We start from the raw sequence: 11,257 nt of genomic DNA on the forward strand, positions 1-11,257 counted from the left end.
AATATCCGTCCGTGACATCCCGTTCGTCCCGGCCGGCACTGGTACCTCTAACGAAGCGAATCGATCACGGCCAGTCGTCTCGGGAGGGTTCCTCGGGCTCTTCGGTCTTCTCCGGCGTTGCGAGGGTCCACCCGGCGGCCTCCGCGGCGTCCTCGACGTGGAGGAACTCCCAGTCCGTCGCCTCCGCGACCGCGGCGTCCTCGTCGTCGACGCCGACGAAGACGTGTCGGTCGGTGTCGAACTGGCTCCTGATGTTCTCCAGGCTCTCCTCGACGCCGCGTGGCCCGGAGAAGAAGTCCTGGCGCACGCGGTGTTTCCGGGTGAAGTTCGTGACGACGTACGTGGGCTTCTCGCTCACGACTCCCACGTACTCCGTCCACTGTCGAGCGCCACTGAACACGGCGTTCGGGTCGGCGAGCGCCTTCAGTGCCTCCAGTTCGAACGCCAACGTCATGTCGCTTGATCCGCCGCTGTCCATGCGTCACGTTTCGCATCGCGGGCGAAAACGACTTCGCTTCTCACGCGTGTCGCGAGTCGCAAGGAGATCGACGGGGGAACCGCAGGCGGATCACCGAGTTCGGATCAGAGAGCAATCGGTGAACTTCACCACGTCGCCATCCTCGAGATCGGCGGATTCCAGGGCGGTCCGCGGTCGATCGGCCAGTTCGGGGACGACCGCCTGCGTCCGCTCGTCGAGCTCGTCGTAGTGACGGACCCGCGCGTCGGACGGTACCCTCCCGGTTCGACGCAGCCGCATCCATCGTCTCTCCTCACGGATCGATGTATGCTAACGTATTTCATGAAATGTGGTAACTCGTTCATGCAGTTCACACAGCAGGTGCGCTCCGACGAACGGCCCGACGAGTCACGAGCCGCTCACGGAGTCCTCGCGTCGCGGCAGCGTGACCGTCACCACGGTGCCGCGGGGCTCGGCGTCCGCGGCCGTCGCCGATCCGCCGGACTGCTGGAGCACCCAGTACACGAGCCACAGTCCGAGCCCGCTGCCGTGATACAGCGCGTCGACGGCGCGCCCGGTCTCCAACACGTCGCGGTTCATGCCGTTCAGCCCGGGACCGTCGTCGACGACCCGGATCACCACCGCCTCGGCCGTCGATTCCACGGCGACCTCGACGGACTGTCGGTCGCGGTCGTGATGGACGATCGCGTTGTGGATCAGTTCCCTGATCGCCCGATCGATCCAGCCGGTCGCGGACGCGATCGCCTCGCCCGCGGCGGGCGTCGACGCCGAGACCGACGCGTTCGGGAACTCCGCGGCGGTCGCTTCGACCAGCTGATCGACGGTTCGACCGACGTCGACCCGCTCCGCAGTCGGTGGATCGCTCAGCACTTCGGTGATGTGATGAGCCTTCTCGCTCGTCGTCAGGAGTTCGTCGGCACGCGAGACGATGTCAGACGCTGCGTCGGCGGGGTCCGCGGGACCCGCGGAACCGTCCTCCGGAGAGTCGTACCCTCTCACGTTTCCGTCGGCGATCTGTTCCGCCCGGCCGCGGATCACGGTCATGGCGTTCCGGAGGTTGTGCTGGAGCACCCGGTCGACGACGCGGAGTTGACGGGACCGGTTCTCGCTGTCGGTCACGTCTCGAAGGACGCCGACGACCCCGACTACCTCGCCTTCTCGGTCCTCATCTGACGCCTCGAGCGGGTAGTAGCGCACGTCGAACGTTCGAGTCCCCCGATCCGGATGGGTTCGCGTCGTCCGGTACTCGATCGAGTGACCCCGGAGCGCGCGGTCGACGTGCCGTTTCACGTCGGGGAACTGGTCGGCGTCGACGACGTCACCCACCGTGAGTCCGCTCACGTCCGTCTCGTCGATGCCGTGATACGTCCGGTATTGTCGATTTGCGAACAGGAATTGCCCCTCGCGGTCGACGGCGGCTATCAGATCGGTCGCGCCGTCGATGGCGCGCTCGAACCGCTCTAACTCTCGTTCGCGCGACTTGATGTCCGTCACGTCACGACAGATCGCGAACGTCCCCGAGAGCTCTCCGTCCTCGTCGTAGTATGGATACCGCCGCGTGCTGAAGGTCGCCTCGCGCTCGCTGCGCTCGAACGTCGGAGAGACCTCGTACTCGGCGGTCTCTTCCGTTTCGAGGACTTCCCTCCGCCGGTCGTCGATCGTCGCGGCCGTCTCCGGATTCATGAACGCGAACTCGTCGTCCCCGTACAGCTCCTCGCGCGAGACGCCCGCGAACTCGCTTACGGCCTCGTTGAGCAGTTCGAACTCGCCGTCGCGGTCCTGTAACAGGATCGGCTCGTCCAACTGTTCGACGATGTCACGGTACTGTTTCAGCCGCCCCACCGCCGCCTTCCGCTCCGTGATGTCCGTCTGGATGGCGACGAACCGCGAGACGGTCCCCGCGTCGTCGAGCACCGGCGCGATCGTCTGGTGGGCGTGGTACTGCTCGCCGTCCTTGCGGCGGTCGACGATCTCCTCTTCCCACACCTCGCCCGTCCGGATCGTCTCCCACAGCGACTCGAAGTACTCGTCCGACATCTCCCCGGAGTTGAGTATCGCCGGCGTCTCCCCGATGGCCTCCTCGGCCTCGTAGCCGGTGTGTTCGGTGAACGCCGGATTGACGTACTCGATCGTTCCGTCGGTGTCCGTGACGTAGATCGCGTGGCCGGCCTGCTCGATCAGGTTCCGGAACGTCCGAAGCTCCCGGCCCCTGTCGCTCTCGGTGCGCTCCCGGAAGCTGCCGGTGTAGACGCGTCTCCCGTCGACCTCGTGGTCGTGAAACCGGACCGAAAAGGAGTGAGCGCTCCCGTCGGCGGACGCGAGTGGGACCGTGACGTCCCCTTCGCCGACGAGACGCTCCGGATCGTCGAGGCGCGCACGGATGGAGCGATCGCGTTTCTCGGCGGTCGTTTCCGGAACCAACGACGCGAGCCGTCGACCCGAGAGGTCGCTCGCGGCGTGCTCGAGGACCGATTCGACCGCCGGGCTCGCGTAGACGACCGTTCCTTCCTCGTCGAGTGAGATCACCGGGTCGGAACTCCCCTCGACGAACGACTCGAAGAACCCGTCTCCGAACGAGTCCGGCCGGTCGGCGGGGGCGTGAGATGGCATTGTCGATCCGTCAAGCGAGGGCGACGTGAAAAGGTACTGGCTCCCCTCGGAGACCGGGAACGCGCTCCAGGCTTCCTCCCGGAGCGCCGGTCGATCAGTGTTCGGTCGAGGCGGCGAGGTCGTCGACGGCGAACCCGGGTTCCATCAGGAGTTCCTTCTGCCCGCTCACGTCACGCTTCTCGCGCATCAGCTGTTTGAACGCCGACTGCGGAGAGAGGTCGCCGATGAGCACGCCGCCGACGACGCGGCCGTCCTTCAGCGCGACGCGACGCCACTCGCCCTCGTCGGTGGTGGCCTCCACCGAGTCGTCGCCGAGCGTCGGGTGGCCGAAGGAGAGGAAGGGGAAATCGAAGTGCGTGATGGAGTACGAGGAGACCCACTTGAAGGGCTCGCTGCCGTGGTCTATCATGTTGTGTGCGGCGATCGTCCCCTGCTCTTTGGCCGACCCCCAGGCGCCGTTCTGGGCGCGCTCGCCGAGGACCGTGTCGTGGAACTCCGTGATGTCGCCAGCGGCGAACACGTTGTCGACGTTCGTTCGCATGTACTCGTCGACGATGACGCCGTCGTCGGTCTCGATGGGCGTGTCCTCGAGGATCTCCGTGTTGAAGTCCAACCCGATCGCCACGCCCGCGAAGTCGCACTCGTACCGCTCGCCGTTCGGGTCGACGGCCGCCACCACGTGACCGTCGTCGTCGACCTCGAAGTGGTCGACGCCCGAATCGAAGACGGGCTCGACGCCGCGCTCGCGCATCGCCTCGTGCATGATCTCCGCGCCTTCGTTGGAGAGGGCGTAGCGCCACCAGGAGTCGCCGCGCATCAGGTACTTCGCCTCCACGTCCTGTGCGCCGCAGATCGCCGCGAAGTCGATGCCGAGCAGCCCCGCGCCGACGATGACGCCTCGGTCCGCGTCCTCCACGCTCTCCTTGATCTTCCGGGCGTCCTGGAACGTCCAGAAGTGGTGGATCCCCTCGGCGTCGGCGTTCCCGACGGGGAGCTGCTGGGGCGTTCCGCCGATCGCCAAGAGCAGCGAGTCGTACTCGATCGTCTCGCCCTCGTGGGTCCGGATCGCGTCGTTCTCGACGTCGACGTCGACGACCAGCGTGTTCAGTCGGAGGTCGACGTCGTGGTCGTCGTACCACGACTCGTCGTGGATCGAGATGGGCGCCTCCGGGAGCTTCCCCTTCGCGAACTCCTTTATCAGGATCCGGTTGTAGAGGGACTCCCCCTCCTCGGTGATGACCGTGATCTCGGCGTCAGGCGCTTCCTCGCGGAGGGTCTCTGCGGCGGAGGCCCCCGCGATCCCGTCCCCGACGATCACGTACGAATCGCTCATGGACGGCGTTTCGGATTGGGGGTTAATGTGGATTGTCATCCGCGTTCAGAACCGTGATAGTCCCTCGCTCCCTCGCCGTTTCGACGTTCCCGACCGGTCGATCCGGCTGGCCGGCCGGCGGATCGCTCCGTCGTCGCCACAGATTCAAGGCCGTCGCCGCCCAACGACGCGTATGAAGATCCGGCAGAACATCCGCCACTGGGCCGCGAAAAAAGCGCTCACGACCCCGGTGGTCGGCGACGTCGCCAACGACAAGCTCGTCGACCTCCACACGAGCATCTTCCTCAACAAGGCCGACGAGGAGCGTCGCGAGGAGCGGAGAGAGCACCTCGACGACTTCTTCGACGCGACGATGGACGCGTACGTCGCGGCCCTCGAGGCCGGCTTCCCGGAGGCCGAGGCCCGCGAGATCACTCACGTCCAGGCCAACTTCGACTTCTTCAACCACGGCTGGACGGAGATGATGGAGATCCCCGGCGACGAGCTGGAGGAGCACTACCGGCGGTACGAGTCGTTCTTCACGGAACACGGGATCACGATCGACGACCCGCTCGGCGAGTTCCGCCCGGCTGGCGGGATCGCGGACGCGCCGGAGACCCCGGAGCGACTCGAGACGGCGGAGTACGAGAACGCGCTCGCCGGCTTCGCCGACGACGTGTACGTGGAGACCGACGACGGCGAGACGGTCGTCGGCGGCGACACCGAGGAGCCCGAGGAGGTCGACCCCGCCGTCGCGCCCGGTCTCGACGAGGACGAGGCCAGCGCCTGAGGGGCGGAGACGGCTTCGCCGCTCCTACCCCCACTCGAAGCCGGATCCCCTTCCGAACACCTCCGTCTCCGCGTCCGCCACGGCTCCCACGTCCGCCACCGCCTCCGCGGCCGCGACCCCCGCGGCGATCCGCGCCCCCGGCGACCCGCCGAACCGGTCGAGCCGGCTTCCGGGACCGGCGTACGCGACGCCCGGAAGCCCCGCCTCGCCGAGGTCGATCGGGACGCGCTCGCCGGGGCGAGCCACGACGGCCGCGGCGGGATCGCGCGCGACCCGGAACGACCGCACCTCCTCCGACGAGAACGTCGGAAACAGATCCTCGAGCGCCGATAGCCACCGATCTCGAACCGTCTCCTCACCCCCGTCCTCCGCGCCGTCCGCGTCCTCGGCCGACCCCCCGCGACCGACCAGATACGTCAGGTGGTCGCCCCCGTATCGCTCGGGTGAGAGCAGGTTCGTGTGAGCGAACAGCGTTCCGAAGGGGGCGTCCTCGCCCGTCGAGAGCGCCCCCGGCTCCACCGTCACCCGCCACGCGTCGACGATCGGCTCGTCCGTCGCGACGAGCGCGCACGTCCCGGGGATCGCCTCGACGCCGGGATCGACTCCCGTCACGTCCCGGAGCGTCGACGGGCCGGCGGCGACGACGACGCCCTCGCAGTCGACGACGCGGCGGCCCGTCGGCGTCTCGACCATCATCGGGATCCCGTCTCCGTCGCCGCCGTCGCGGTCGTGGTCGCGGTCGACGCCGGAAGCGTCGACTCCGGTGACCCGGCTCCCGGTCCGGACCGCCTCCTCCCCGATCGCCTCGACGAGCGCGTCCGCGAGACGAGCCGTCGAGCCGTCGACGCAGCCGACCGCCATCCCGTCGCGGTCGTGCCCCTCCCACGACCGGAGCCACTCCGCGAGCCACGCCGCGGAGACGTCGCCGGCGCGGTCGCCGAACTCGGCCCGAAGGACCGGCTCGACGTACCCCTCGTAGGTCGCCCGCGACGCGCGGTCGGTGACGAACGCCTCGACGGTCGTCGTGTCGAGGTCGGTTCGGGGGTCGGATCCGGCGTCGCGGTCGTCATCGTCGTCGTGGCCCCCGTCAGCGTCGTCGAGATTCCGAACCGCCTGGGCGAGGCGCCTCGCTCGTGCCGCGTCGACGAGGCCGGTTCCCGGATACGCCAGCCGCTCCCACGGGGCGTCGAGCGGGTGGACGGCGCCGTCGCGGTAGCGGGCGGTTCGGCCGCGTCGCCACGCGATCCGGTCGTCGAGCCCGTGGTCGGCCGCGAGCGACGTCAGGGCGTCGTCGCCGCGCGAGAGGTAGTGCGGGAACCGCTCGACCGGGTCGCCGGCGGTGTCGACCGCGCGCGCCCGCCCGCCGACCGCGTTCGTCGCCTCGAACAGCCGGACCTCGTGGCCCGCCTCGCGGAGCCGAGCGGTCGCCGCGAGTCCCGCGAGCCCGCCGCCGACGACGCCGTACATACGGGCTAGGAGGGGTCCTCGTCGGTAAGTGTGTTGCGGGAGTCGGGCGCGTCCGCGGGATCGAGCGAGTCGGGCGGATCCGGTGAATCCGGCGGACGAGGCGGATCCGGTGAATCCGGCGGGCGAGGCGGATCGGCGGGGCCGTCCCCCCCGTCGCCGAGCCGGTCCGCGAGGAACCGACGAACCGCCTCCGGAGGGTCGTCCTCGCGGTCGCGGAAGACGGCCAGCCCGGCGCGGTACCGCTCGGCGTCGTCACGAGTCGTTGCGGGCGCGTCGGCGGGTCGCTCCAGTTCGAGCTCCGCGAGGCCCGTCTCCTCCCCGGTGTAGGCGAACCCGCACTTGTAGAGCGCCTCGTAGGCGAACGGGTTGTTGACCGCGATCCGGACGCGCTCGTATCCCGCGTCCGCGAGCCACGAGACGGTCCGCCGGACCAGATCGGGACCGAGCTCCTCGCCGCGGCGCGCGACGTGGACGGTGACGTAGCGGAGCCGACAGCACGCGGGGTCGGTGCGGTCCGGCGAGAAAGAGACCGCCGCGAGCACGTCCGTCTCGAACGCGTCCGGGTTGACGGTCTCGGGGACGGATTGCGCGGGCTCCCACTCGGGGGCCGCGTCGGAGCCGTCGACGGTCCGCAGGAACGCCTTGCCCGTGTCGCCGACGACGAACTTCCCGGCGTACGCGAACGCCCGGTAGTCGAGTCGACACGTCGCTCCCTCGCCCGGCGCGCCCGCGACCGCGAATTCCGTGCGATCCGATACCATGTTCGTCGCTACGGGCGGGGGGACGTAAACGGTCCGGGCGGTCGCGGCGGAACGCGACCGGGAGCGTGCGCGGCGGCGACGTGGAATCGCCGGCGTCGACGGGGTACCGCCGGCGGCCGTATCGATCCGGACCTATAACTCCGCGCCGGACGCAGTGCTCGCCATGTACGGCCTCGGCGACGTTCGCTTCTTCGACCGGATCGCGCCGCTGTACGACCTCGTCATGCCGCCCGCGAGCGGCGCGGCGCTCGCGGCGGGGTTCGACCGCGCGGAGCGACCGATCGACCGCCTCCTCGACGTCGGCGGCGGCTCCGGGCGCGCGTCGGCCGCGCTGACGGGACCCGATATCACGGTCGTCGACGCCTCCTCCGGGATGCTTCGGCGGGCCCGGACCGCCCGCGGGCTGTCGGCGGTCGCCGGCGACGCGGGGCGGCTCCCGTTCCGAGACGGTTCCGTCGACGCCGCCATGGTCGTCGACGCGTTCCACCACCTGCCGGACCGCGAGGCCGCGCTGGGAGAGATCGTGCGAGTGCTCGCGCCCGGCGGCGTCCTCGTCGTTCGCGATTTCGACCCGGCACACCCGCTCGGGCGGCTGCTCGTCGCCGGCGAGCACGCGATCGGAATGAGGTCGCGGTTCTCGACGCCCGACGCGCTCGCGACCGACATGGCGGCGGTCGGACTCGATCCGGCGGTCGTCGACCGCGGCTTCGGCTACACCGTTTCGGGCGTTCGGGTCGACGAGGAGGCGTAGGAGGGTCGAGAGCGGACGGCTCGAGAGCCGGCGGGTCGATATAGAACGGGACGATTCGGGGGTCCCAACTAGTCCTGCGGGTGTCCGTGCGCGTGGTCGCTCTCCTCGCCGTGGTCGTGGCCGTCGCCCTCGCCGTGGTCGTGGCCGCCGCCGTGGTCGGCCCCGCTGTCGTCCGTCTGGCCGAGAACCTCCGCGCCCTCGCCGTCGATCATGTCCATGTTCTTGAGGTTATCTCTCTCTTCGAAGTCCGCGACGGCCTCCATCACGTCCGCTTGGGTGATCGTCATGCGGTCCTCGGTCAGCGCGCCGAGGACCGCTTCCCGAAGCACCATCCGGAGGTCCGAACCCGTGAGCCCGGTGGTCCGGTCGGCGACCTCCTCGGGGTCGAAGTCGGCGATCTTCATCTCGCGGGTGACGACTCTGAGGATGTCCGCGCGCATGTCGCGGTCGGGTTTGGGGAAGTTGACGATCTCGTCGAAGCGACGCCACGCGGCCGCGTCGAGCTGGTCCGGGTGGTTCGTCGCGCCGATGAGGAGCACTTCGTCGCGGACGAGCGACACCTCGTCGATCGACTTGAGCAGCGTGTTGACGGCGCGTTTCAACGCGGCGTGTTCGTCGGATCGGCGCGTCTTCGCGACCGAGTCGAACTCGTCGATGAAGAGGATACACGGCGAGAGCCGCTTCGCGACCTCGAAGGTCTTCTCGACGTTCTTCGCCGTCTCGCCGAGGTACTGGCTCGTGATCATCGACATCTTCACCTCGACGAGCGGGATCCCGAGCTGGTGGGCGAGCGCCCGCGAGACCGTGGTCTTCCCGGTGCCCGGCGGGCCGACGAACAGCAGCTTCCCGATCTCGCGGAGCCCGATGCTCGCCAGGTACTCGCGGTGTTCGATCGCCTTGACGATCTTCTGGATCTCCTCCTCCTGATCGCCGGTCAACACGAGGTCGGCGAGCGTGGTCTCTATCTCCTCGGGCGCGCGAACGTTGACGAGGTCGAGCATTTCGCCGTCCTCGTCCTCGTCGAAGTACTCCTCGAGGAGCGCGTCGATCCAGACGCGGTCCGCCTGGATCGGCCGGACGCTGTCGCGCGCCTCCTCGTGGGAGACGGGTGCCTCGAGGCCGTCGACGGCCGAGAGCGCCGCGACGAGCGTGGGGTTCGAGCCGATCCGGTCGTCCTCGGCGTGATCGCGGTACCACTCTAACCCCATCTCGGGCTGGGTGAGCGTGATCTCGCCGGAGAACTCGGTGTGCTGGGTGAAAAGCAGGTCCGAGACCGCGTCCCAGGGCCGCTCGACGCCGGTCGCCGTGCGGGTGCTGGCGTCGGTCGCCTTCAACGGTCGCTCGACGCCGCCGGGAGCGTCCTCCGCGGCGTCGGCCGACCAGAACACCCGCCGGAACCGGGGCGGGAGGTCGTTCTCGTCGAGGTCGCGGTTCTCGCTGTAGAAGTGGGTGGTCAGAACGAACTCGACAACGTCGAGCGCCGGGTCACTCATCCCCGTTAGGTAGCCGCGGCACGCGTTTAAGCGCGTCGAACCGCGAGTCGAATCGGACCGGTTCCCGCTCGTCGCACCGTATCGAACGCTTATTAGTCTCGGTGTGAGACGGGAACGTATGAGTTCCGACGACGCCGAGGCCCCCGATCCCGCCGGCGGGGGCGCCGACGCCGACATCGACCACGAGAACGCCGCCCAGGACGTCGTCGCCGTCGACCCCGACGACGCCCCGCAGGGAACCGTCAACCGGCTCGACGCCCACACCGGCGACGGGATCCGCCACCGGGCGTTCACCTGCCTCGTCTTCGACGGCGACGGCCGGATCCTGTTGGCCCAGCGCGCGCCGACCAAGCGCCTGTGGGACGGCCACTGGGACGGCACCGTCGCCTCACATCCCGTCGAGGGACAGTCCCAGGAGGACGCGACCGAGACGCGACTCGAGGAGGAACTCGGGATCACGCCCGACCAGTACGATGACCTCCGAGTCACCGATCGCTTCGAGTACAAGCGCTACTACCCCAACGAGGGCGTCGAGTGGGAGGTGTGTGCGGTCCTGAAGGTCACCCTGTCCGACACCGACCTCGATCCCGACCCCGCGGAGATCGGCGGCCGGATGTGGGTCGACTACGACCACCTCCACGAGAACCCCGCGCTGTACCGCCAGCTCCGGCTCTGCCCCTGGTTCGAGATCGCGATGCGACGCGACTTCTCGTAGCAGTCGACGCGTTTTCGGCTTCCATTCCCTCTTCCACCCGTCGCCGAGAAACCACGAGTTGAAGGCGGAGCCCCGACTCCCTCCGGTATGACCGTCGTCGTCGTGTTTGCGAACCCGCCCCGCGAGGGGCTCGTCGCGACCGGGCTGGCGGAGTCGACGCCGCTCTCGACCGCCGAGGCCGCCGAACTGTACGAGGCCGCCCTCCGCGACGCCGTGCTCGCGGTCGACCGCTCCGGCGGCGACCTGCTCGTCAACTACCCGGACGAGGAGGCCCTCCCCGAATCACACCGGACCGACACGCCGCCCGAGGCCGAGCTCCGGACGATCGTCGCCGACACGCTCGGCGGGACGGGCGACGTCCGCTTCGAGCGACAGGTCGGGTCGACGTTCGGCGCGCGCGCCGGCAACACCGTCACGCACCTGCTCCGCGAGGAGAACGCGGACTCGGTCGCGGTCGTGAGGCCGACCGCGCCGCTGTTCTCGCGGACGGTCGTCGACTCCGCGGCGATGAAGCTCCGGACGAACGAGGTCGTCATCGGGCCATCGACCCGCGGGCGGGCGTACTACGCGGGCTTCACTGAGCCGATCGACTTCGAGGGCGCGTTCGACGCGCCCGCGCTCCCGACGCTCGCCGCCCGCGGGCGCGACGCCGGGCTCGACGTGGAGTTCGTCCAGTCGCTCCCCTCGCTCGAGACGCGCGCGGACCTCCTCGACACGATCCCGCTGCTCCGGGCGCGCTTCGCCGCCGAGCGGATCGTCCCCGACTATACCGCCGCCTTCGTCCACGAACACGGCCTCGACGTCGTCGTCGAGGACGGCGAGGAGCGGATCGTCCGGGATTGATCGTTCGGGATTGATCGTCCGGAAGGAGCCGGTCGTT

Annotated in this window: 11 protein-coding genes; 4 read left to right on the top strand and 7 right to left on the bottom strand. The window is 69.3% G+C overall.

Annotated features, from left to right (window positions below; translation table 11 throughout):
- Positions 1-64 precede the first annotated feature (64 nt).
- The 4 genes from FN829_RS02865 to FN829_RS02880 form a co-directional block, all read right to left on the bottom strand.
- Entirely contained in the window at positions 65-478 is a 414-nt protein-coding gene (locus tag FN829_RS02865) for a DUF7124 domain-containing protein (protein WP_142985502.1), read from the bottom strand.
- A 90-nt stretch (positions 479-568) separates the two neighbouring features.
- Positions 569-757, bottom strand: coding sequence for a hypothetical protein (locus FN829_RS02870; protein ID WP_142985503.1), 189 nt, complete (start codon positions 755-757; stop codon positions 569-571).
- A gap of 108 nt (positions 758-865) precedes the next feature.
- Positions 866-3,088 (bottom strand): PAS domain S-box protein, encoded by a 2,223-nt coding sequence (locus tag FN829_RS02875; RefSeq protein WP_142985504.1) that lies wholly within the window; start codon positions 3,086-3,088, stop codon positions 866-868.
- Between the two features lie 94 nt (positions 3,089-3,182).
- Entirely contained in the window at positions 3,183-4,421 is a 1,239-nt protein-coding gene (locus FN829_RS02880; protein WP_142985505.1) for an NAD(P)/FAD-dependent oxidoreductase, read from the bottom strand.
- Positions 4,422-4,593: 172 nt separating this feature from the next.
- On the opposite strand from FN829_RS02880, the gene FN829_RS02885 reads away from it, so the two are divergent.
- On the top strand, positions 4,594-5,190 hold the full coding sequence (locus FN829_RS02885; RefSeq protein ID WP_142985506.1) for a DUF6149 family protein: 597 nt from the start codon (positions 4,594-4,596) through the stop codon (positions 5,188-5,190).
- Positions 5,191-5,214: 24 nt separating this feature from the next.
- Here the strand turns inward: FN829_RS02885 and FN829_RS02890 are convergent, their stop codons facing one another.
- Positions 5,215-6,657, bottom strand: a complete 1,443-nt coding sequence (locus FN829_RS02890) for an FAD-dependent oxidoreductase (RefSeq protein WP_142985507.1) — start codon at positions 6,655-6,657, stop codon at positions 5,215-5,217.
- 5 nt (positions 6,658-6,662) lie between these two features.
- Positions 6,663-7,418, bottom strand: coding sequence for a GNAT family N-acetyltransferase (locus tag FN829_RS02895; RefSeq protein WP_394348700.1), 756 nt, complete (start codon positions 7,416-7,418; stop codon positions 6,663-6,665).
- A 163-nt stretch (positions 7,419-7,581) separates the two neighbouring features.
- Here FN829_RS02895 and FN829_RS02900 point away from each other — a divergent pair, with 163 nt between their 5' ends.
- Entirely contained in the window at positions 7,582-8,169 is a 588-nt protein-coding gene (locus FN829_RS02900) for a class I SAM-dependent methyltransferase (RefSeq protein WP_142985508.1), read from the top strand.
- Positions 8,170-8,237: 68 nt separating this feature from the next.
- On the opposite strand, the gene FN829_RS02905 is transcribed toward FN829_RS02900, so the two are convergent.
- Entirely contained in the window at positions 8,238-9,662 is a 1,425-nt protein-coding gene (locus FN829_RS02905) for an ATP-binding protein (RefSeq protein ID WP_142985509.1), read from the bottom strand.
- A gap of 118 nt (positions 9,663-9,780) precedes the next feature.
- Between FN829_RS02905 and idi the strand changes: the two genes are divergently transcribed.
- Together idi and FN829_RS02915 are read left to right on the top strand one after the other, a co-directional pair.
- Positions 9,781-10,377, top strand: a complete 597-nt coding sequence (idi, locus tag FN829_RS02910) for an isopentenyl-diphosphate Delta-isomerase (protein ID WP_142985510.1) — start codon at positions 9,781-9,783, stop codon at positions 10,375-10,377.
- Between the two features lie 87 nt (positions 10,378-10,464).
- Positions 10,465-11,220: a DUF2064 domain-containing protein gene (locus FN829_RS02915; protein ID WP_142985511.1), complete on the top strand. Its 756-nt coding sequence runs from the start codon at positions 10,465-10,467 to the stop codon at positions 11,218-11,220.
- Positions 11,221-11,257: the final 37 nt, after the last annotated feature.

It is taken from the genome of Halorubrum cibi (genome assembly GCF_900182635.1).
Classification (GTDB): domain Archaea; phylum Halobacteriota; class Halobacteria; order Halobacteriales; family Haloferacaceae; genus Halorubrum; species Halorubrum cibi.

What these genes read in the sequence shown, in the direction of transcription:
- FN829_RS02865 (WP_142985502.1), bottom strand. Translation starts at nt 478, where the DNA reads ATGGACAGCGGCGGATCAAGCGACATGACGTTGGCGTTCGAACTGGAG.
- FN829_RS02870 (WP_142985503.1), bottom strand. Translation starts at nt 757, where the DNA reads ATGCGGCTGCGTCGAACCGGGAGGGTACCGTCCGACGCGCGGGTCCGT.
- FN829_RS02875 (WP_142985504.1), bottom strand. Translation starts at nt 3,088, where the DNA reads ATGCCATCTCACGCCCCCGCCGACCGGCCGGACTCGTTCGGAGACGGG.
- FN829_RS02880 (WP_142985505.1), bottom strand. Translation starts at nt 4,421, where the DNA reads ATGAGCGATTCGTACGTGATCGTCGGGGACGGGATCGCGGGGGCCTCC.
- FN829_RS02885 (WP_142985506.1), top strand. Translation starts at nt 4,594, where the DNA reads ATGAAGATCCGGCAGAACATCCGCCACTGGGCCGCGAAAAAAGCGCTC.
- FN829_RS02890 (WP_142985507.1), bottom strand. Translation starts at nt 6,657, where the DNA reads ATGTACGGCGTCGTCGGCGGCGGGCTCGCGGGACTCGCGGCGACCGCT.
- FN829_RS02895 (WP_394348700.1), bottom strand. Translation starts at nt 7,418, where the DNA reads ATGGTATCGGATCGCACGGAATTCGCGGTCGCGGGCGCGCCGGGCGAG.
- FN829_RS02900 (WP_142985508.1), top strand. Translation starts at nt 7,582, where the DNA reads ATGTACGGCCTCGGCGACGTTCGCTTCTTCGACCGGATCGCGCCGCTG.
- FN829_RS02905 (WP_142985509.1), bottom strand. Translation starts at nt 9,662, where the DNA reads ATGAGTGACCCGGCGCTCGACGTTGTCGAGTTCGTTCTGACCACCCAC.
- idi (WP_142985510.1), top strand. Translation starts at nt 9,781, where the DNA reads ATGAGTTCCGACGACGCCGAGGCCCCCGATCCCGCCGGCGGGGGCGCC.
- FN829_RS02915 (WP_142985511.1), top strand. Translation starts at nt 10,465, where the DNA reads ATGACCGTCGTCGTCGTGTTTGCGAACCCGCCCCGCGAGGGGCTCGTC.